Raw genomic sequence first — 20,973 nt, 5'->3', positions numbered from 1 at the left:
TCCTTCCTAAATGAGTGGTTAAATTGAGATAGATTGAAATTGAAGTTGACCCTCTTTCTGAGTGATCAACAGGCTTTGCTGCCAGTATTCTTGATTGATGGCGTCGCTGAGCCAGAAGTAGCCGCCGATGGAGATCATCTCGGCCTGCTGGTCCTTAACAAGCACGCTGGCGTCAGTTTGCCCTTGAGCGCCGGCGATCGCGCGGCCTCGCAGGGTTCCGAGAATGTGAATGCTGCCGTCGGCGATCACCTCGGCACCGTTACTTACCGACCCTAAAATGACCAGATCGCCCCCTTGGGCATAGATCTGTTGCCCAGAGCGAACACTGCGATGAACCACTTTGGTCGCTGCGCCGGTGCTGGCGTTGGCCTTAGGGGAGTTAAGTTGTGGCAGCGCCAGAGCTTGAGCTTGAATTTTGTGTTCAGCTTGAGCGTGACGGACCCCCATGGGGCGGAGCTTGTGGTGCTTCGCTAAGGCAACGACGTCGGCAAGTGCAACTTGATTGCTCAGCGCAGAAACGTCCAGAACCAAAGACATATTCTCAAACAGAGAAGGGGCTTTTTGGGTGTGATTGATCAGGGCTTGCTCTATAGATGACAGGTCATCGCCGCTGATTTTGAGTACCGATAAGGTGAAGCTGGAGCTAGTAAACTCGATGCCATACTGCTGCATCTACTCTTTTCCCGAAGTGACGCCACGAATGGGCTGGGTTACGCTTATTTTTATAGAGTGGCATGGTATAGTGCCCCTCTATCTGAGGCAAGTTCGTAATTAGTTAATTTTTCAGAAAACCTATGATTTGTGCTATCTACAAAAGTAAACGCAAGGCAGAAACCTATCTGTATGTAAATAAACGAAATGATTTCTCTGAAGTGCCTGAGGCGCTGATGGAAACCTTCGGTCAACCTGAGTTTGTAATGTTGCTGCCCCTGTCTAAGTTAAGTCAGTTGGGAAGCGCCAACATTGACAAGGTCAAAGCGGATCTTAGCGAGAAGGGCTTCTACCTTCAGTTGCCGCCCCCACCGGAAGATCTGCTGAAAAGCCATAAAGAGTGGTTGAAACAGCAATAATCGAATCAATAAAGAGGATGCGCAAAATGAGAACAACAATTGGTGCGCTGCTTCTTTGCATCGCTGCCGGTGCTCAAGGGGCTCAAGAGCCGGATCAAAAGCAGCAATTTATGCAGTATGTTGAGGGCTTAAAACAGGAAGCGGCAACTCACGCCATTAAGCCTGAGGTCATTGATGCGGCTTTTGCCAACGTTAAGCTGTATCAACGTGCCATTAAGGCTGATCGCAATCAGCCGGAGTTTAAGAAAACACTGGATACCTACCTGCCTCAGGCTGTGCCTGACTGGAAGGTCGCCAAAGCCAAGCGATTGCTGGATGAAAACCGTGAGCTGCTAGACAAGGTGGGTCAGGCCTATGGGGTGCAGCCACGTTTTATCGTCGCTCTGTGGGGTGTGGAAACCAACTTTGGCAACTACACCGGTAACTTTTCCGTCGTCGGTGCTACCGCCTCTTTGGCATTTGAAGGGCGACGTGAAGCCTTTTTCAAAGAGCAACTGTTTGCTGCACTGACCATCTTAAATGAAGGCCACATTCAACCTGAGAATATGAAAGGCTCATGGGCGGGCGCCATGGGGCAGTGTCAGTTCATGCCGACGTCGTTCTTGGCTTATGCTCAGGATTTTGATGGCGATGGTAAAAAAGACATCTGGGGCAATAAGGCCGATGTGTTTGCATCCACAGCCAACTATCTCAAGCAGGTCGGTTGGGATGATGATTTGACCTGGGCTCGTCAGGTCACCTTGACGGCGGAACTGGCGGAGGAGTTAAAAGGCCTTAAGGTGAAAAAATCCCTAGCCGAATGGCAAGCTCTTGGCGTTCGCCGTATGGACGGTAGCGCGCTGCCAACTCGAGACATTCAGGCCTCCTTAGTGCAACCCGATGATGCTCATGGTCGAAGTTATCTCGCTTATGGCAATTACGATGCGTTGATGCGCTGGAATCGAAGCCACTATTTTGTGGCCGCTGTGGGCCACCTAGCCGATCGCATCAAGTTCTCAAACTAAGCTTAGGGTGACAGCAGCAGGGGCGGGGAGTATAATCCGCGCCCCGATGCAACGACGACAGCGATGAGGTTTACGTGACCGTTGAACAGCCATTTTGGTTAAAACCCCTAAATCAGATGAGCGAACAGGAGTGGGAATCACTCTGCGATGGTTGCGGCAAGTGCTGCTTGAATAAGTTGATCGATGATGAGACCGAAGAGGTCTATTTCACCAACGTAGCGTGCACTCTGCTCAATGACAAAAGCTGCGAGTGCAGTCGCTATCCAAATCGTTTCAAGTACGTGCCCGACTGTTATCGAGTTACTGCAGACAATGTGGCCACCACGACTTGGTTGCCACCAAGCTGTGCTTATCGGCGTCTGCATGAGGGCAGGGGCCTACCAAGTTGGCATCCGCTGTTGACCGGCTCAAAATCTGAGATGCACAAACAGGGTATGTCCATTCGCCGTAAAGTACTCAGCGAAGACCAAGTGGGACCAGACCCAGATCTTATTGGTTACATTGTGGTCTGGCCGTTAGATGAGGTCGAATAGACTGGTCAAACGAAAAAGAAAGCGTGCTTTGAGCACGCTTTTTTTATACCCGTTCCATTTAGGGGAGGGGGTCGCCTAATGGCAGCCGCCACCGCAACACTCTTTTTTCTTTGGCCTGTAGAGATCGGCTAACCAGAAGATGGCGGCAATCAGTAGCAGCAATGACGATACCCCCACTAACCACTGTGCCATCGACAGCCCCAACCAGCTCCAAGGTGAGTCACCACAGTCGCCAGTGGGCATAAACACCCCAGGTAACCATTCATGCAGTGGTGCCCAGCTAGGAAAGTTGGGTATGGCATCGCAGGTTGAACCAAACAACGATGGTGGCTCTATCTGTTTGGCGTGCAGGGTTAAGTTTAATGATAGTGCCCAAAGGCTTGTCGCCGACCAGCCAAGAAAACCCAGTTTACGTAACCAGTTTTTCTCCGGTGCAATGGCAACAATGAGTGCGACCAGCATCAATGCGAAGAAGGCCAAGCGTACGTAGATGCAGTAAACGCAGGGTTTAAGATCCATGCCGTACTGAAAGATCAGAGCCATGATCTCCAAAGAGAAGGCACCTAAAGCGAGAATCAGCCAGCTACGACGTTGGCTAGCGAAGGCATGAAGTTGAATGAGCATTCGAAAAACATCTGTCCCTTTAAACGAAAAACGCCTCCATAGTGGAGGCGTTTGCGATTGAGTGCAACTCTCGTTTGCGTTTAGTGACCGCCAACCATAGTTGCTGCCGCTTCTGCGACCGTGTGGTGGTTGATCCAGCCCCAGTCGTAGAACAGTGTCGTCATGTGATCCAGCAACCCAAACTCTATGGTTGCCAAGCCAACCATAGACAGCACGATAGTGTATGGCAGAGCCAGAACGACCATGCGGCCGTAAGACAGGCGAATCAGCGGGGCAATGGCCGAGGTTAACAGGAACAGGAAGGCCGCTTGACCGTTTGGCGTTGCTACCGATGGCAGGTTGGTACCCGTGTTGATGGCCACTGCCAGTAGGTCGAACTGGTCGCGAGTGATCTTACCATCCAGCAGGGCAGCTTTAACTTCGTTGATGTACACCGTGCCAACGAATACGTTGTCAGACACCATCGACAGCACACCGTTGGCAATGAAGAACATCACCGCTTGAGTGTTACCTTCGTAGGTCAGTACCCAAGAGATAACTGGCGCAAACAGCCCCTGCTCAATGATAACGGCAACCACGGCGAAGAATACGGCCAGCAGCGCGGTAAACGGCAGTGCCTCTTCAAAGGCTTTGCCTAGAGAGTGCTCATCGATAATGCCGTTGAACGAGGTGCACAGAATGATAACGGACAGGCCAATTAGGCCCACTGCAGCAAGGTGCAGTGCCAGACCAACGATCAGCCAGATACCAACCACACCTTGAACAATCAGTGCCGCTTTGTCTCTGACGGTGCGGCGATCATCTTCGTGTTTGGCGTAGTCAACCAAGATGTTGCGTACCGCTTCAGGCAGCTCAACACCGTAGCCAACCAGTTTGAAGCGCTCGACGAGGAAACAGGTTGCTAAACCGGCGAACAGTACCGGAATGGTAACCGGAGACATGCGCAGGAAGAACTCAGCAAACTGCCAGTGCGCCTGTGCAGCGATGATCAGGTTTTGAGGTTCACCCACCATGGTGCACACACCACCCAATGCAGTACCTACACCAGCGTGCATCATCAGGTTACGTAGGAAGCCACGGAACTGCTCAAGATCGTCTTTGCAAAGCTGCTCTTGGTCGTCGTCATTGTGGTCGTGCTGTTGACCGAAGTCTTTGCCAGACGCCACTTTGTGGTAAATGGTGTAGAAGCCCATACCCACGCTAATAACCACCGCGATAACGGTCAATGCGTCTAGGAATGCCGACAGGAAGGCAGCAGCGAAACAGAACGCCAATGACAGAATCGTTTTAGAGCGCAGTTTGGTAATGAGTTTGGTGAAGAGATAAAGCAGTAACTGCTTCATGAAGAAGATGCCTGCCACCATAAAGATAAGCAGTAAGATCACTTCAAGGTTGGCTTCCAGCTCGTGTAATACCGTGGCTGGAGATGCCATGCCGATGGCAATGGCTTCGATGGCCAGCAGACCACCAGGTTGTAGCGGGTAGCATTTGAGTGCCATCGCCAGTGTGAAGATGAATTCAATGACCAGTACCCAGCCAGCCACGAATGGATCGACGGCAAACAAAACTGGGTTGATGATTAAAAAGCTAATGATTGCAAATTTGTACCACTTAGGTGCATGGCCTAAGAAGTTTTGGAAAAAGGCTTGGCTCAATGTGGATGCCATGCTTCCCTCTCTTTCTTCTAATTTTGTCGTAATGTAAGACGGAGTATAATACTCGTTTATAAAGCCAAGATTAAACAAGTAATCACGCAGATTTTATTCGCTGCTGCTTGGTAAATCGTTGGTAAGACCAGTTTTTTACCGCACTTTTGACTATTCCGCATCCAATAATCTACGAACTCTTGTGATTCCCTACGAGGTTTTGTGTGTTTTGTGATCGGCAATGGGTTTTTGATTTGAAAGGTTCTTTGCTAGGATACAGACACTGATATCTGTCCAAAGTCGTATAGGCGCCATTGACTATGATAATAAAAGCGCAGAGTCCAGCTGGTTTTGCCGAAGAATACATCGTGAAATCCATCTGGAACAATAAGTTTGCTCCTGGAACGATTTTACCCGCAGAGCGTGAACTGTCTGAGTTAATTGGGGTAACTCGCACTACGCTACGTGAAGTGCTGCAGCGTTTGGCTCGTGACGGGTGGTTGACCATCCAGCACGGCAAGCCCACACGAGTGAATAACTTCTGGGAAACCTCAGGGTTGAACATCCTAGAAACCATCGCCCGGTTAGATCAAGACGGGGTTCCGGATCTGATGGATCAACTGTTGTCGGCTCGTACCAACATCAGTGCCATCTATATTCGGTCTGCAATTCGCTACAATCCAGATTTGACTCTTGAAGTCCTAGGCCAAGCCGCAGACATCGAAGATGAAGCCGGTGCGTTTTCAGATTACGATTATAACCTGAACCATTCATTGGCCATGGCCTCTGGAAACTCCATTTACGCCTTGATTCTTAATGGGTTTAAAGGTTTGTACAGCCGTGTAGGCCGTTACTACTTTACCCACGCGCCAGCCCGTGAGCTGGCACTGAACTACTACAAGGCGTTGCTGGAATGCGCGGAGAACAAGAACTCCGATGCGGTACCTGGCCTTGTGCGTAAATACGGTATCGATTCTGGTAAGTTGTGGCTCCAGATCCGAGGCGACATGCCAAAAGACATCGCTGAATAAGCGGCTGTGAATTTAAAAGACAAAGCCCGCGAGAACGCGGGCTTTTTTGTGCTGCAATATCACCTCAACAGAGCTACAAGGCCTCAGTTTTAGCTACGCAGCGAGCGATGATGTCGACGTTGCCGTTTTCTCTCGCTTCCTCTAAAAACACATCAAACCCCCACAAACGATGCAGATGTTTCATCACCTCATCTTTGCTGTCGCCTAGTGGTGCTCGCTGCTGAGGCTGATACCGCAGTGTGAGTGAACGGTCTCCGCGCACTTTGACGTCCCACACCTGAATGTTGGGTTCCAGGTTGGACAGGTTGTATTGCGCCGACAGGTTTTGGCGAACTTCGCGATACCCTTCATCGTTATGGATGGCACCCACCTCGAGGTAACTCTTGCGGTCGTCATCGTGGACTGTGAAGAACTTAAACTGCCGCATCACTTTGGGGGACAGATACTGCGAGATAAAGCTCTCATCTTTAAAGTTGTGCATGGCAAAGTGCAGGGTTTCTAGCCAGTCGGAGCCAGCGATATCTGGGAACCAGCGTTTGTCTTCTTCGTCTGGATTCTCACAAATACGGCGAATGTCTTGGAACATGGCAAAACCCAGAGCATAGGGGTTAATGCCGCTGTAATAAGGGCTGTTGTATTCCGGTTGCATTACCACACTGGTGTGGCTGTGCAGGAACTCCATGATAAATCGGTCGGTGACCAAGCCCTCATCATAGAGGTGATTCATGATGGTGTAATGCCAAAATGTGGCCCAGCCTTCGTTCATCACCTGAGTCTGCTTTTGAGGGTAAAAATACTGGGAGATCTTGCGGACAATGCGCACCACCTCTCGCTGCCATGGCTCCAATAGAGGGGCATTTTTCTCGATAAAATAGAGCAGGTTTTCCTGAGGCTCTGAGGGGAACTTCGCTTCCTCTTCCTGCTCCTGTTTCTGTGCGGCGCTGGGCAGAGTTCGCCACAGATCGTTAACCTGAGATTGTAGGTAATCTTCCCGCTCTTTCTGTCGCTGTCGCTCTTCCCGAAGCGAGATCTCAGCAGGGCGCTTGTAGCGGTCAACCCCAAAATTCATTAGGGCGTGGCAAGAGTCTAAAATCTCCTCTACGGCATCGATGCCGTGGCGCTCCTCGCAGTCGGAGATGTAGTTTTTGGCAAACACCAGATAATCAATGATGGAGTCCGCGTCAGTCCAGGTTTGGAATAGGTAGTTGCCTTTAAAGAAACTGTTGTGGCCGTAGCACGCGTGTGCCATCACCAGCGCCTGCATGGTGATGGTATTTTCCTCCATCAAGTAGGAAATACACGGGTTGGAGTTGATGACGATCTCGTAGGCCAACCCCATTTGGCCTCGTTTGTAGTGCTTTTCGGTATCGATGAATTTTTTGCCAAAGGTCCAATGGGAATAGCCAATGGGCATGCCCACACTGGCGTAGGCATCCATCATCTGCTCCGCTGAGATCACCTCGATCTGGTTTGGGTAGGTATCCAGCTTGTAGCCAGCGGCAATGCGCTCGATCTCTTGGTGGTAGTCCTGGATGAGCTCAAAAGTCCAGTCGGGTCCGTCAGAAAGTGGTTGATTGCGTTTCATCGTAACACCCCCTAAATCAGCATCTAGGCTGTCTTTTTGCTAAACAGCTCTTTGAAAACAGGGAAGATGTCTTCCACTGAACGTATGTGTTGCAGGGCAAAGTGCGGGTGCACCTGCGACAAGGCTTCATACTCACGCCATAGCGTTTGATGAGCGCGATTGGTGATCTCGATGTAGGTAAAGTATCGGCAAAGCGGCAGCAGTGTTTTGTCCAGCAACTGACGACACAGCGGTGAGTCGTCGGCCCAGTTATCACCGTCCGAAGCTTGTGCCGCGTAGATGTTCCATTGATCGGCGGGGTAGCGCTCTTGCTGGATCTCCGCCATCATTTTCAGCGCGCTTGAAACGATGGTGCCACCGGTTTCTTGGCTGTAGAAAAATTCGTGCTCGTCGACCTCTTTCGCTTGGGTATGATGGCGGATAAACACCACATCCAGCTCTTTGTAGGTACGAGTCAGGAACAGATACAGCAAGATGTAGAAGCGTTTGGCGATCTCCTTCGTGGCTTGATCCATCGAGCCTGAGACATCCATCAGGCAGAACATCACCGCCTTGGAGGTTGGCACCGCTCGCTTGGCAAAGTTGTTGTACTTCAGATCAAAGGTGTCGATAAAGGGCACACGATCAATACGTTGCTTGAGCGATTCGATGCTCTCCTCTAACGTCGCAATGTCATCGGCGCTTGAACCTGGAGTATTTAAAAGCTGTTGCAGCTCATGTTGCTGCTGCTTCATCTCCCGGCGCTTGCCAGCGGTCATGGCCGTACGTCGTGCTAACGACTCGCGCAGCGACCGCACAATGTGGATGTTAGCTGGAACCCCTTCCGAGGTGATGCCAGCACGCACCGTTTTGTACTCGACAAGCTTGTCAAAGTTATTGCGCTTTAGATTTGGCAGAGCCAGATCGTCGAACAGAATGTCCAGATATTCATCCCGCGAGATATCGAACACGAAATCATCGCTGCCTTCACCGCTGTCAGACGCTTGGCCTTGACCGCTGCCCGAACCTCCCCCTTGTGGAGGACGGTCGATGCGGTCGCCACGTTGGAACTGATCGTTTCCCGGATGCACCATCTTGCGATCGCCTCCTTTTCCGATGTGGAAAGAGGGCTCGGAGATGTTTTTGGTCGGAATGCTGATCTGCTCACCACTGTCGACATCGGTGACGCTGCGATTAGTAACCGCATCGGACACCGCTTGTTTTATCTGGCGTTTATAGCGGCGCAAGAAGCGCTGTCGATTGACAGTGCTCTTGCCCTTATTGTTTAAACGCTTATCGATGAAATGCGTCATAGGCTTCTCCTCGATCTTAAGATGACTTGCGAACCCTCAGGTACCACTCAGACAGCAGTCGAACCTGCTTTCTGGTGTAGCCTTTCTCCATCATGCGGTCGACGAAGTCATCGTGCTTCTGCTGCTCTTCGGCAGAAGTTTTGGCGTTGAATGAGATCACCGGCAGCAGGTCTTCGGTGTTGGAGAACATCTTCTTCTCGATCACCGTGCGCAGTTTCTCGTAGCTGACCCAAGCTGGGTTCTTACCGGCGTTGTTGGCGCGGGCACGCAGCACGAAATTAACGATCTCATTTCGGAAGTCTTTCGGATTGCTGATGCCCGCGGGCTTCTCAATCTTTTCCAACTCGGCGTTCAGAGCGGAGCGGTCAAACAGTTGGCCAGTTTCTGGGTCGCGATATTCCTGATCTTGAATCCAGAAATCGGCATAGGTTACATAACGGTCAAAGATGTTCTGACCGTACTCAGAGTAGGACTCTAAGTAGGCAGTTTGGATCTCTTTGCCGATGAACTCGACGTATTTCGGAATCAGGAAGCCTTTCAGGTGCTCTAAGTATCGTTCCGCCATATCTTGCGGGAACTGCTCACGTTCGATCTGCTTTTCCAGTACGTAGAACAGGTGCACCGGATTGGCTGCCACCTCACTGTGGTCGAAGTTAAACACCCGAGACAGGATCTTAAACGCGAATCGAGTAGATAGGCCTGCCATGCCTTCATCGACACCTGCGTAGTCTTTGTACTCTTGGTGAGACTTGGCCTTCGGATCGGTGTCTTTCAGAGTTTCACCATCGTACACCCGCATCTTTGAGTAGATGGAGGAGTTTTCAGGGTCTTTCAGGCGTGACAGAACGCTGAACTGAGACAGGATATCCAGCACGCTTGGGGCACACTGAGCTCGGCGCAGATCCGAATTCTCCAGCAGTTTCTCGTAGATTTTTTTCTCTTCCGAGACGCGCAGGCAATACGGCACCTTAACGATGTAGACTCGGTCTAAGAATGCCTCATTGTTTTTGTTGTTGCGGAACGTCTGCCATTCGGATTCGTTGGAGTGGGCCAGAATAATGCCGTTGAAGGGCAGGGCAGACAAGCCCTCCGTGCCGTTGTAGTTGCCCTCTTGAGTGGCGGTCAGCAGTGGGTGCAGCACCTTAATGGGCGCTTTAAACATCTCCACAAACTCCATCAAGCCTTGGTTGGCACGGCACAGTGCGCCTGAGTATGAGTAGGCATCGGCATCGTGCTGAGCAAAGTGCTCCAGTTGTCGAATATCGACTTTACCGACCAACGACGAGATATCTTGGTTGTTCTCATCGCCAGGCTCTGTTTTGGCGATGGCGATCTGATCCAGAATTGACGGGTAGACCTTAGTGACCTTAAAGCGGCTGATGTCGCCACCATATTGGTGCAGGCGCTTGGCTGCCCACGGCGACATAATGGTACGCAGATAACGGTTATTGATGTTGTACTCTTGCTCCAGGATGTTGCCATCCTCCTCGATGTCGAACAGACACAGAGGTGAGTCGTTCACAGGGCTGCGGTCGCCATCGGCTGACAGCACATAGATGGGGATCTTCGACATCAGCTTTTTCAGTTTCTCTGCTAATGACGATTTACCACCACCAACAGGGCCCAGCAGGTAAAGAATTTGCTTAGATTCTTCAAGGCCTTGAGCGGCGTGTTTCAGGTAGGCGACGATCTGTTCAATCGCCTCCTCCATGCCATAAAATTCGGAAAAGGCAGGGTAGCGAGGTACCACTCGATTAGAGAAGATGCGTGATAGACGAGGGTCTAGCGCGGTGTCGACCATCTCCGGCTCGCCAATGGCATGCAGAAGACGTTCGGAGGCGCTGGCATAGACGCTAGGGTCTTGTTTACAAAGCTGCAGATACTCCTCGATGGTCAGTTCTTCATCGCGAGTCTGTTCGTAGCGTTGTTGGTAATGCTGAAATATGGTCATGATTCACCCCTTAAATCGTGATTTGCTGTCCATGCAAACAGGACTTTAATCGAGCTCCCAGAATTAAGCGTAGACCTAAAAACTTGGGAATGGGCAGCAAACCATAGATATTTAAAGTGAAAATTTACGAACTCGTATCTTTTCATTGTCCAAAAAGATCCTACGTTCTCTATATAAGACCGGATCAGTGACCAAGAGTTTACCCTTATTCGCGTTTGTTGTAGCGGCTTTCGGCGTAAGTGTCGGATTTTTATCGGTGTTTAATGCACTAAAAATGAAACTTTTTAGACATGACGCTAAATTGAGTCAGGTCAATTTATATACACAAGAAATATGTGGATAATAAGTCGATAATTCATCGAAAGGAGTCAGGAATGAATTCGAATCAGCTTTTGTTTGAAAAAGTATCGACTTATGCCAAATGGTGTGGAATTCACTCTGAGCAGCAGTGGCAGCAATATCACCAACAGCATCATTGCCCAAGTTGGGTTCCTAAGGATCCGGAAGCGTACTTCTCTGAAAAAGGTGAGTGGAGTGGGTGGGATGAGTTCACCGGTGACGCTCATTAGGGCAATAAAAAGGGAGCCTTGAGGCTCCCTTTTTGCATTCTTATCAGAAATTAGCCAGCGAAGTTGCTGTTCACAAATTCCCAATTTACCAGCGCCCAGAAACCGTTCATGTATTCAGGGCGAACGTTGCGGTAATCGATGTAGTAGGCGTGTTCCCACAGGTCAACAGTCAGCAGAGGCGTTACGCCCTCTTCGGTCAGCGGAGTCGCTGCGTTGCTGGTGTTTACAATGGCCAAGCTGCCGTCTGCGTTTTTCACCAACCAGGTCCAGCTGGAGCCAAAGTTGTTGATGGCAGAATCGGTAAATTTCGCCTTGAACTCTTCGAAAGAGCCGAAGCTGGCTTTGATTGCGTCTGCGATTGCGCCGGTTGCTTCGCCACCCGCGTTTGGAGCCAGACAGTGCCAGTAGAAGGTGTGGTTCCAGATCTGAGCGGCGTTGTTGAATACGCCGCCGTTAGAGGTCTTAACGATCTCTTCCAGAGTTTTACCAGCAAACTCGGTGCCTTCAATCAGGCCGTTAAGCTTAACAACGTAGGTGTTGTGGTGCTTACCGTGGTGGAAGTCCAGAGTTTCGGCGGAAATGTGTGGCTCTAGCGCGTCCTTAGCGTAAGGAAGTGCAGGAAGTTCAAATGCCATGTGCGTTCTCCATTTAGCTGATTTAGCTTTTGGTTTTGATCCATTTTGTGATCATTGTACTCCTTAAACTGAGCTTGTGCATCCCAACTTCGATGGAATGAATCATCCGGCGTTATCGAAAAAATACATTGGGATTTTGTTTTTCATCACATAGAATGTAGGCAAGATAACCACCAAAAGTGTGAATCATGGATACTATTGAAAAAATTAAGTCTCAGATTGCTGAGAACCCAATCATCCTTTATATGAAAGGCTCCCCGAAGCTGCCTAGCTGTGGTTTTTCTGCGCAAGCCTCTCAGGTGTTGGTGAATTGCGGTGAAGCATTTGCCTACGTTGATATTTTGCAAAATCCAGACATTCGCGCTGAATTGCCAAAGTACGCAAACTGGCCAACTTTCCCTCAACTTTGGGTTGAAGGTGAGCTGATCGGCGGTTGTGACATCATCATGGAGATGGCGCAAAAAGGCGAACTGCAGCCTTTGATTGCTGAGACTGCTGCCAAATACAAAGAGGAGAGCGCCGAGTAATCTCGCCGTTTCCTAACAAAGCCCCGCGTTGTCGGGGCTTTTTTGTGGCTGCTGTTTATGGCGCTGTTATTATTGAGCCACAAAAAAAGCCACCGAAATAGGTGGCTTTCTCTGTTAATGGCGACCTTACAGCACCATGGCGGCAACCCAACCGGATGCCAGCAGTGGCAAGTTGTAGTGCAGGAAGGTCGGCACCACCGAGTCCATGATGTGGTCATGCTGACCGTCGACATTCAAACCCGCGGTTGGGCCCAGAGTGGAGTCTGATGCTGGAGAGCCTGCATCACCCAATGCGGCAGCGGTGCCCACCAAAGCGATGATGGCTGGCGCGGAGAAGCCAAAACCCATCGCCAGGGGAACGTAGATGGCAGCAATAATAGGAATGGTTGAAAACGATGAGCCGATGCCCATGGTGATAAACAGGCCTACCAGTAACATCAAAAACGCCGCTAAGGGCTTGTTATCGCCAATCATGCCTCGTATGGATTCGACCAGTGCGGGCACTTCACCGGTAGCCTTTACTACCGCAGCAAATCCAGCGGCGGCAATCATGATGAAGCCGATGGTAGCCATCATTTTCACCCCTTGGGTAAACACATCTTGGCTGCTGGTGGCCTTATCTAAGCCTCCAAGGTTTAACACCACAAAACCGGCTAGGGCTCCGAAGATCATGGAATCGGTGTAGAGCTGAATCCCTAAGGTGGCGCCAATGGCAAGCACAACAACGGCAATACGCTTGCTGCTGACTGCAGTGGTCTCTTGACTGGTCGTGGTTTCATCGATCTGTTTGTCGTCGTATTCACGCGGCTTACGATAACTGATGAAGACAGCGATCAATAGGCCGACGATCATGCCAGCTGCAGGGATAAGCATAGAGCCCATCAGTTCATTGGCATCGATATTAAGGCCGTTGCTGTTGAGGTTGGCCATCAGAATATCTTTTAAGAAGATGCCACCAAAACCCACAGGCAACACCATGTAGGTGGTGACCAAGCCGAAGGTGAGCACACAGGCGATAAGGCGGCGATCCATCTTGAGCTTATTAAAGATGCCAATCAATGGCGGAATCAAGATCGGAATAAACGCGATGTGAATCGGCACCGCATTTTGTGACGCCACAGCCATCAAGAGAATCGCCACCAACAGGGTGTATTTAATGCCGGTTACCGCTTGCTCATTTGGATGACGTCCAAGGCGACCTACAATCGCCTTCGATAACGCATCCGGAATGCCGGTGTGAGACAGTGCCACGGCAAAAGCGCCGAGTAGGGCATAGCCCAGTGCAATGGTCGCACCACCGCCCAAGCCGGAGTTGAAGGCGGAAATGGTGGAGGCCAAGTCCAGATTACCCAGTAATCCGGCGGCCAATGCGCTAATGGTAAGCGCGATGATTACGTTGACCCTGGCAAGGCTTAATACCAATACCAGAAGCACCGCAATAACGACGGCATTCATTGTTGTAATTACCTATAAGTTGATTGCGTGTTTATACCCATTCCACTGAATAATTGCATGGCGAATGCGAAAACAGACGGAGGTTGTTGTACCTAATGGTTGGGTGTTGTCACCGAAGCGGCTTCAAGGCCGTTCAAGCTATCACCTCTTGCTTTGCTTAGGTAGTGCATTTATACCAGTTGCATTAATGTCAGCTTAGAAGCCCTCACAAGTTCTGAATCAAGGCAGCGTTGTGAAGGACTGATATTACTCAATGGAACGGATACGAGTAGTGAACAACCATTGTCAGAATTCATCTACGGCTGTCCAGAGATTTACTCTCAAAATTGCAGGTAATGTGATTCAAGTCCGATTGAAAAGGCGAAATCGGTGGGTGATTATGCGGTTTGGATTCAGTGGCTGTGTTTATGTTGATACATCTTAGCATCGGCTTCAGCGATCAACTGCTCAGCGTGAATGGGCCGATTGGGGCTCCATAAGGCGGCACCTATGCTGCCACTGAGTTGAATATGTGCTCGGAATGCGTGCTTTGCTAGTGCCTGCCTGAGTCGTTGTTCGATGTCGTCCAAGTCTTGCTCTGTTTTCAGTGGGCACATCAGCAGGAACTCGTCACCACCGATGCGCCCAAGCAGATCCCCTTTACGACAAACGGACTCAATGCGGTGAGCAAAGTGGATAAGGACTTGATCGCCCATTTGGTGGCCAAAGGAGTCGTTTATGGCTTTGAATCGGTCAATATCCATATAGAACAGTGCGATTGGCCGTTGTTGTCGTTGGCAGTTTGCCAAGGTGTGGTTGAGCTTTTCTAAAAAATGGTGGCGATTGGCTACTTGAGTTAGGGCGTCATGGGTGGCGGCAAAGTAAAGCTCTGCCTCCATCTGCTCTTTCTCGATGGCCACGGCGGCGACGGAGCTGATGAGCTCCATGAACTCCTTGTCCTCCTTACAAGGAGCGAGCGCTTGGCTCAGGTAAAGCGCAAAGGTGCCTAGTAGGCGCTGTTTACTCGAAAAGATTGGCACCGACCAACACGCGCGGATGTCTGCGGCCAGTGCGTGTTCACGAAACGAGTGCCAATTGGGGTCGGTGGTGATATCCGCACTAAAACAAAAACAGCGCTGGTAGGCGGTTCTGCCGCAGGTACCCACATCTGGCCCGATCTTTAGGTGGTGCAATAACTGGTTGTAGCCCTGAGGAAGGCTGGGAGCGGCCAATGTGGTGAGCGTTTGAGTTTGAGGGTGGTATTGCAATATGGAAACGCGAACATCGGGCCGTAAGGATTCTGCTAACTCGGTCAGTTGCGTCAAGCTTTGCTTGAGGCTGCTGCCCAAGGCAAGTTTGGTTAGGGTTTGATTAAGCCCATATTGGGTTGCTAATAGCTGCTTTGTGTCCATGGAGCGTCTCTGCCTCGCACCACTGTCGTCACCTTCACTTTACTACTAAGTATTTGGTTTAACTAGTATTAGTTAGATTGATTACTCCAAGAAGTCCAGTCTTGCTATGACTTTTGGTTTTCAGGTGTAAAAAAGCCGTGATAACACGGCTTTTTAGGGTTTGTTACTGTCAATGATCAGTCTGACTCGGGAGCAGATTTAATATTTTCTTCAGGGACTTGCCAGCCCCCTAAGGTTTTCCATTTATTGACAATATGACAGAATAGCTCAGCGGTGCGCTCGGTGTCGTACAGAGCCGAATGGGCTTGGCTGTTATCAAATTCAATTTGCGCAGTGCGGCAGGCTTTAGCCAACACGGTTTGTCCTAAAGACAAGCCGGAGAGAGACGCCGTGTCAAAGCTGGCAAAGGGGTGAAATGGAACCCGTTTGATGTTGGTTCTGTTGATGGCGGCATTGAGAAACCCTTGGTCAAAAGCCGCATTGTGAGCCACGACGATACTGCGATGGCATCCACTGGCTTTTTGGGCTTTGCGAACCACTTTAAAGATCTCTTGCAGCGCTTCTTTTTCAGAGACGGCACCACGCAGAGGGTTGTGAGGATCAATGCCATTGAACTCCAATGCCGCAGGCTCCAAATTGGCGCCTTCAAAGGGTTCAACATGAAAATGAACGGTATTGGCGGGTTTTAACCAGCCATCGGCATCCATCTCTAAAGTTACAGCGGCAATCTCGAGTATTGCGTCAGTTGCGGCGTTAAAGCCGGCGGTTTCGATGTCGATAACCACAGGGAAGTAACCGCGAAAACGGTTTACAAGTAAATTTTCTGGTTTGATTGCGCTCATGCTGCCATTTTTGGTGTTAATTTGGAGCGCAATTATCGCATTGCTTTGTCATAATGCAAAAGCAATTAAGTGGGCAAAGATTGGGCTAAAGCTTTGCGAACCACGGTCGATACAGATTTAAGAATAGATTGGTTTGGTATTGGGAATGCAATATAAAATTGGCTTTGCCACATTGCTAACATTAGTGAGCACCTCGGTTTCGTCCGGGGTGAGAAACTATGTGGCATCCATAGACCAATCTCATTGGAATTTGGAGACCTCGTCCCCCCTTCAGTGCACGTTGAAACACACCATTCCAAATTACGGAACGGCGGTGTTTGAAAGCAAAGCCGGTCGTACCATGGACCTGGATTTTGTCCTGAAGATGAAGCGTAAGCCTGAGCGCGAAACTGCGGCCAGCTTACGTTCTGTCGCCCCATCTTGGCGTCCTGGAATTCCCGCTCGAGACATTGTGCGCCTGACTTACCAACCGCAGTTTGATGCGGAGGTGTCCAAGCAGGCGGCATGGGTGATGCTCACCGAACTTGAACAGGGGATGCAGCCAACGTTTTATTATCAGGATTGGTACAATCCGGTGGATCAAGTGGCGGTGGGTCTTAATGCGGCCAATTTTCATAACAGCTATTTCGAATTTGTTAGCTGCATCGACAGCTTGCTGCCCTATGGCTTTGAAGACATTGCGTTCACTGTACTGAACTTTCGCGATAGAAACGGCACCTTAACGCCCACCTCTCGAAAGAAGCTCAGTCGCATTAAGGAGTTTCTCTCCTACGATCCTAATCTGGAGCTGGTGCTCATTGATGCCTATACCGACAGTTTTGGCGGCGACGCGGAAAACATGTCCATCAGTAGTGGTCAGGCCGAGAATCTGAAACAGTTCTTTTTAGATGCCGGAATCTCATCGGATCGTATTGTGACCCAGTCCCACGGTGAGAAACGCCACATTGCCACCAACAGCAGTGCCAGTGGCCGAGCACAAAACCGCCGCGTGGTGATTCGAATGGAGCGCTAACCCTGCTGCCAGCATCGACCTAACCAAAAAGCGAGCCAATGGCTCGCTTTTTGATTGTTTAGCCCTAAACCACTCACTTCAGTGGGCAGTTATCATCTCTCGGCTATGGCTTTTTCAGGTTAAGTTGCCAGATCTTTTCCGCCTTCGATCCCAGTAGCCAGAAGCTCACTCCCAAAATTGCGAAAAACAGCGCTTTATGGGTGCCGTCCCAGAAAAATTCAAAGAAGCGGGTATAGAGGTTGATGAAAATAAAGGTCAACCCAAAACCTTTGGTCATCTCATCCTCATACTGAATGCCATGATAGACGGCGATAAGCGCAGCTATACCAAACAGCAAAGACCAGTGCAGCAGCTCAATCTGCTTAACCGCGTCCCAACTGTCGTAATCGCCATAGTTGCCGAAAATTGACAGGATCCACAGAGCAATAAACAGATACAGCAGTCCCACGGCGCGGGTGGGGCGAAGGAAGGCTTCCCGAGCTTGCCAAGATGAGAACAGGAACTTGCCTACGACAATCAGTACCAACCCAAATAGCACAAAGCGCAGCGGGTAGTTCATGCCCAGGTAGTAAGCGCCCCAGCCAGAGGCATAGCCGGTTTCAGCGCCAAACCAACTGCCTAGAGAGATAAGGGAGGCAAGCCACACCAGTTTGGAGGGAAACCACAGGCCAAGTAGGCCGTAGATGATGGCGGCCAGCAGCATCAGCAGTGAGAAGTGGCCGCTGCCGGTATCGATAACCTTTCCGAGAAACAAGATGGCCGTGGCCGTTGCCGCGACCCCTAAGAACAGTATTGCCTCATTGCTGTACATTTTCTCTGGCAGACGCCGCTTGCGATGAATACCGACGCCATAGAGCAGAACGGCCAATAGGGAAAGCGCCACGCATTTCACGGAGTTCGGGGCGTTAAATAGCTTCTCTAGTAGCTGCATCAACCACTTGTCTACCAGTGCGGAGGAGACAGAGATAACGATGCAGACGATGGCCAGCCAGAAAGCGTATTTAGCCAGCCGCTGCCAATCGAAGGGCAGAACCTCATAGGACTGCTTGAGTGTTAGGCTTTGCTCTTCGTTGATGAGGTTGGACTTTTGCCACTGTTCGATGGTGCTATCAAGAAAGCGCCCTTGCTGTTTATTGACTTGCATGAAAACGATATTCCAAGCGTATATGAGTTTAATTTCAAAACCTTAATGGGATTTTTGCAATATCACAAGGCGATAACGCGGGAAGTGGGGAGCGGCGAACTTTTAAGGCTGGAAAAACAAAACCCCGGCGGTTGCCGGGGTTTGATTTAGGGAAAAGCGAAGATTTAAGCCGCTTGAACCGGGCTGGTTGGCTCGGTCACGATTTGCTGGGCTTTAAGCTCTTCAGGGTCGAAGTCATCCACGTTGATGGTGGCCAGACGACCGGTCTCAGCGTCACGCAGCAACTGCGCTTCCTCTTGAGTCAGTACGCCCAACTCCAGGCCTTGATCTGCCACTTCGTGCAGCTTCCAGAACGGCAACTTCTTACCTGCAGCTTTGCATACTTTGTCGAACAGAGGCTCAGCAGCCAGAATGTTGCGCAGAGTTTGCTCTTGCTGACCGACAGGGTTGTTCTCATGGGCTTCAAACCATTGGCCGGCAATCAAGCGGTCACGGGCAGCACATGGAGTCTGTAGGATTTTAGCAATCTGATGGTCCAGCTTATCGGAAGTACGCTTAATTGGACGACCGAATGGGAACAGCAGGAACTTCAGCAGGCCACCGAAGGCAGGAAAGTTTTCCAATAGCTCAATCAGAGACACTTGCAGCTTGTACAGGCTGTCTTCTACCGCCCACTGAACCAGAGGCAGATCGTCGCTTTGACGGCCTTCGTCCTGGAACTTCTTCAGTGTGGCAGAGGTCAGGTACAGCTGGCTGAGTAGGTCGCCCAAGCGAGCTGAGGTGCGCTCTTTACGCTTCAGGCTGCCGCCCAGCATCGCCATTGCCAAATCAGATAGCAGGGCTAGGTTGGCGCTGAAACGGTTCATGTGCTGGTAGTAACGCTTGGTTTGATCTGAGTATGGGGCGCTTGAGAAGCGGGCACCGGTCAGGCCGAACCAGAAACTGCGTACTAGGTTGCTCATCACGAAGCCAACGTGGCCCCAAACCGCTTTGTCGAACTCGTTCAGGCTGCGATTCTGATCTTTATCAAAGGCCGCATCCATCTCTTTCAGTACGTAAGGGTGGCAGCGAATGGCACCTTGACCGTAGATAACCAGAGAACGGGTTAGGATGTTGGCGCCTTCTACGGTGATGGCAATTGGCGCACCTTGATAGCCGCGGCCTAGGTAGTTGTTTGGACCTAAGCACACGCCTTTACCGCCGTGGATGTCCATGGCGTCAATCAAACACTTCTGCATGCGGTCGGTTAGGTGCATCTTAACGATGGCGGAGATAACCGATGGCTTCTCACCCAGACCCAAAGCGGTGGTGGTCATGGTGTTAACCGCATCCATCAGGTAGGCGTTACCACCGATGCGAGCCATTGGCTCTTCAATGCCTTCCATCTTACCGATAGGGGTCTTGAACTGACGGCGAATGCGAGAGTAGGAACCGGTTGCAGCGGCAACGGTCTTGATGCCACCACCGGAGTTTGACGGCAGAGTAATACCACGACCGACAGACAAACATTCAACCAGCATACGCCAGCCTTTACCGGCCATCTTCGGACCACCGATGATGAAGTCCAGTGGCATGAACACCTCATTACCTTGTGTTGGGCCGTTCTGGAACATGGTATTCAATGGGAAGTGGCGGCGACCGATGATCACCCCTTCCATGTCAGTTGGAACCAGGGCGCAGGTGATGCCAATCTCTTCTTCGTCACCTAGTAGGCCGTCAGGGTCGCGCAGTTTGAACGCCAGACCCAACACGGTGGCGATAGGCGCCAGAGTGATGTATCGCTTATTCCAAGTAACTTTCATACCCAGAACTTCTTTACCTTCCCACATGCCTTTGCAGACAACGCCGTAATCAGGAATCGAGCCTGCGTCAGAGCCAGCTTCGGGGCTGGTTAGGGCGAAACAGGGAACCTCTTGGCCAACGGCCAGGCGAGGCAGGTAATGATCTTTCTGCTCTTCGGTACCATAGTGCTGAAGTAGCTCACCCGGACCTAGGGAGTTAGGCACACCTACGGTAGAAGAGAGTACGGAATCTACGCCGGACAGCTTCTGCAGAACGCGAGATTGAGCGTAAGGGCTAAATTCTAAACCGCCGTATTTTTTCTTAATGATCATGGCGAAGAATTTATTGTCTTTTAGGTACTGCCACACTTCTGCTGGCAGATCCGCATCTTGGTGAGACACCTTAAAGGCGTTAACCATGCGGGAGACCTCTTCAACGGGGCCGTCTAGGAAAGCTTGCTCTTCAGCGGTCAGACGAGCCGCAGGAATGGCGTGCATCTTTTTCCAGTCTGGTGAACCAGAAAACAGATCCGCATCCCACCAAGTGGTACCGGCTTCAATGGCGTCCTTTTCCGTCTGTGACATTTCCGGCATTACCGACTTGAATGCTTTCAGGGCGGGGGCGCTCAACAGGGAGCGGCGCAGGGAACCGACGTTGAAAGGGATGGCGATAACCGCGAAGGCCACCCAAGCCCATAGGGCAACAATATCAAGTGCAGAGCCAGCTGCAAGCGCGGCAGCGGCGGCGAGGGTAAACAATCCCAGCGAAGCTCGTTTGTAGATGAGCGCCCCTAGAACCGCAATCGAAGCGATGCTCCAAACTAAGGTAGTCACATTTATTCTCCTTGTGTCACTTATCGGAGAGTGGCTCCAATAAGTTT

Annotated in this window: 19 protein-coding genes; 7 read left to right on the top strand and 12 right to left on the bottom strand. The window is 50.7% G+C overall.

Annotated features, from left to right (window positions below; translation table 11 throughout):
- Nucleotides 1-18: 18 nt before the first annotated feature.
- Entirely contained in the window at nucleotides 19-672 is a 654-nt protein-coding gene (gene minC, locus FCL42_RS12745; RefSeq protein ID WP_136863808.1) for a septum site-determining protein MinC, read from the bottom strand.
- 122 nt (nucleotides 673-794) lie between these two features.
- Here minC and FCL42_RS12740 point away from each other — a divergent pair, with 122 nt between their 5' ends.
- The 3 genes from FCL42_RS12740 (at nucleotide 795) to FCL42_RS12730 (ending at nucleotide 2,607) form a co-directional block, all read left to right on the top strand.
- Complete coding sequence (locus FCL42_RS12740; RefSeq protein WP_136863807.1) at nucleotides 795-1,070, top strand: YcgL domain-containing protein; 276 nt, start codon at nucleotides 795-797, stop codon at nucleotides 1,068-1,070.
- 17 nt (nucleotides 1,071-1,087) lie between these two features.
- Complete coding sequence (locus FCL42_RS12735) at nucleotides 1,088-2,074, top strand: lytic murein transglycosylase (protein WP_136863806.1); 987 nt, start codon at nucleotides 1,088-1,090, stop codon at nucleotides 2,072-2,074.
- Between the two features lie 74 nt (nucleotides 2,075-2,148).
- Nucleotides 2,149-2,607: a YcgN family cysteine cluster protein gene (locus FCL42_RS12730; RefSeq protein WP_136863805.1), complete on the top strand. Its 459-nt coding sequence runs from the start codon at nucleotides 2,149-2,151 to the stop codon at nucleotides 2,605-2,607.
- A gap of 75 nt (nucleotides 2,608-2,682) precedes the next feature.
- Here the strand turns inward: FCL42_RS12730 and dsbB are convergent, their stop codons facing one another.
- Nucleotides 2,683-3,231: a disulfide bond formation protein DsbB gene (gene dsbB / locus FCL42_RS12725; RefSeq protein ID WP_136863804.1), complete on the bottom strand. Its 549-nt coding sequence runs from the start codon at nucleotides 3,229-3,231 to the stop codon at nucleotides 2,683-2,685.
- Between the two features lie 80 nt (nucleotides 3,232-3,311).
- Entirely contained in the window at nucleotides 3,312-4,898 is a 1,587-nt protein-coding gene (gene nhaB, locus FCL42_RS12720; protein ID WP_136863803.1) for a sodium/proton antiporter NhaB, read from the bottom strand.
- A 299-nt stretch (nucleotides 4,899-5,197) separates the two neighbouring features.
- On the opposite strand from nhaB, the gene fadR reads away from it, so the two are divergent.
- Nucleotides 5,198-5,908 (top strand): fatty acid metabolism transcriptional regulator FadR, encoded by a 711-nt coding sequence (gene fadR / locus FCL42_RS12715; RefSeq protein WP_136863802.1) that lies wholly within the window; start codon nucleotides 5,198-5,200, stop codon nucleotides 5,906-5,908.
- Nucleotides 5,909-5,981: 73 nt separating this feature from the next.
- On the opposite strand, the gene FCL42_RS12710 is transcribed toward fadR, so the two are convergent.
- The 3 genes from FCL42_RS12710 to FCL42_RS12700 are packed head-to-tail and all read right to left on the bottom strand — an operon-like array spanning nucleotide 5,982 to nucleotide 10,736.
- The gene (locus tag FCL42_RS12710; RefSeq protein WP_136863801.1) at nucleotides 5,982-7,493 is read right to left on the bottom strand and encodes a SpoVR family protein; all 1,512 of its coding nucleotides are present in this window, start codon (nucleotides 7,491-7,493) and stop codon (nucleotides 5,982-5,984) included.
- A gap of 23 nt (nucleotides 7,494-7,516) precedes the next feature.
- Entirely contained in the window at nucleotides 7,517-8,785 is a 1,269-nt protein-coding gene (locus tag FCL42_RS12705) for a YeaH/YhbH family protein (protein ID WP_136863800.1), read from the bottom strand.
- Between the two features lie 16 nt (nucleotides 8,786-8,801).
- Nucleotides 8,802-10,736 (bottom strand): PrkA family serine protein kinase, encoded by a 1,935-nt coding sequence (locus FCL42_RS12700; protein WP_136863799.1) that lies wholly within the window; start codon nucleotides 10,734-10,736, stop codon nucleotides 8,802-8,804.
- A gap of 374 nt (nucleotides 10,737-11,110) precedes the next feature.
- Between FCL42_RS12700 and FCL42_RS12695 the strand changes: the two genes are divergently transcribed.
- Nucleotides 11,111-11,305 carry a hypothetical protein gene (locus tag FCL42_RS12695; protein ID WP_136863798.1) on the top strand — a complete coding sequence of 65 codons (195 nt, stop codon included), beginning with the start codon at nucleotides 11,111-11,113 and terminating at the stop codon, nucleotides 11,303-11,305.
- 50 nt (nucleotides 11,306-11,355) lie between these two features.
- Here the strand turns inward: FCL42_RS12695 and sodB are convergent, their stop codons facing one another.
- Complete coding sequence (gene sodB / locus FCL42_RS12690) at nucleotides 11,356-11,940, bottom strand: superoxide dismutase [Fe] (protein ID WP_136863797.1); 585 nt, start codon at nucleotides 11,938-11,940, stop codon at nucleotides 11,356-11,358.
- A gap of 188 nt (nucleotides 11,941-12,128) precedes the next feature.
- Here sodB and FCL42_RS12685 point away from each other — a divergent pair, with 188 nt between their 5' ends.
- Complete coding sequence (locus FCL42_RS12685) at nucleotides 12,129-12,467, top strand: Grx4 family monothiol glutaredoxin (RefSeq protein ID WP_136863796.1); 339 nt, start codon at nucleotides 12,129-12,131, stop codon at nucleotides 12,465-12,467.
- A 126-nt stretch (nucleotides 12,468-12,593) separates the two neighbouring features.
- Here the strand turns inward: FCL42_RS12685 and FCL42_RS12680 are convergent, their stop codons facing one another.
- The 3 genes from FCL42_RS12680 to rnt all read right to left on the bottom strand — a co-directional run bounded on the left by FCL42_RS12680 (nucleotide 12,594) and on the right by rnt (nucleotide 16,155).
- Complete coding sequence (locus FCL42_RS12680; protein WP_136863795.1) at nucleotides 12,594-13,922, bottom strand: Na+/H+ antiporter family protein; 1,329 nt, start codon at nucleotides 13,920-13,922, stop codon at nucleotides 12,594-12,596.
- A gap of 392 nt (nucleotides 13,923-14,314) precedes the next feature.
- The gene (locus FCL42_RS12675) at nucleotides 14,315-15,313 is read right to left on the bottom strand and encodes a sensor domain-containing diguanylate cyclase (RefSeq protein WP_136863794.1); all 999 of its coding nucleotides are present in this window, start codon (nucleotides 15,311-15,313) and stop codon (nucleotides 14,315-14,317) included.
- A 176-nt stretch (nucleotides 15,314-15,489) separates the two neighbouring features.
- Complete coding sequence (rnt, locus tag FCL42_RS12670) at nucleotides 15,490-16,155, bottom strand: ribonuclease T (RefSeq protein WP_136863793.1); 666 nt, start codon at nucleotides 16,153-16,155, stop codon at nucleotides 15,490-15,492.
- A gap of 145 nt (nucleotides 16,156-16,300) precedes the next feature.
- Here rnt and FCL42_RS12665 point away from each other — a divergent pair, with 145 nt between their 5' ends.
- A complete protein-coding gene (locus FCL42_RS12665) occupies nucleotides 16,301-17,167 on the top strand; it encodes a flagellar protein MotY (protein WP_136863792.1) in 867 nt (288 codons plus the stop codon).
- A 103-nt stretch (nucleotides 17,168-17,270) separates the two neighbouring features.
- Here the strand turns inward: FCL42_RS12665 and FCL42_RS12660 are convergent, their stop codons facing one another.
- Together FCL42_RS12660 and fadE are read right to left on the bottom strand one after the other, a co-directional pair.
- Complete coding sequence (locus FCL42_RS12660) at nucleotides 17,271-18,311, bottom strand: DUF2157 domain-containing protein (RefSeq protein WP_136863791.1); 1,041 nt, start codon at nucleotides 18,309-18,311, stop codon at nucleotides 17,271-17,273.
- A 164-nt stretch (nucleotides 18,312-18,475) separates the two neighbouring features.
- Nucleotides 18,476-20,926, bottom strand: a complete 2,451-nt coding sequence (gene fadE, locus FCL42_RS12655) for an acyl-CoA dehydrogenase FadE (protein ID WP_136863790.1) — start codon at nucleotides 20,924-20,926, stop codon at nucleotides 18,476-18,478.
- Nucleotides 20,927-20,973 lie beyond the last annotated feature (47 nt).

Source organism: Ferrimonas aestuarii (assembly GCF_005116665.1).
Taxonomy (GTDB): domain Bacteria; phylum Pseudomonadota; class Gammaproteobacteria; order Enterobacterales; family Shewanellaceae; genus Ferrimonas; species Ferrimonas aestuarii.
The sequence above is the reverse complement of the archived record's forward strand: the minus strand, read 5'-3'. Positions and strand labels throughout refer to the sequence as shown.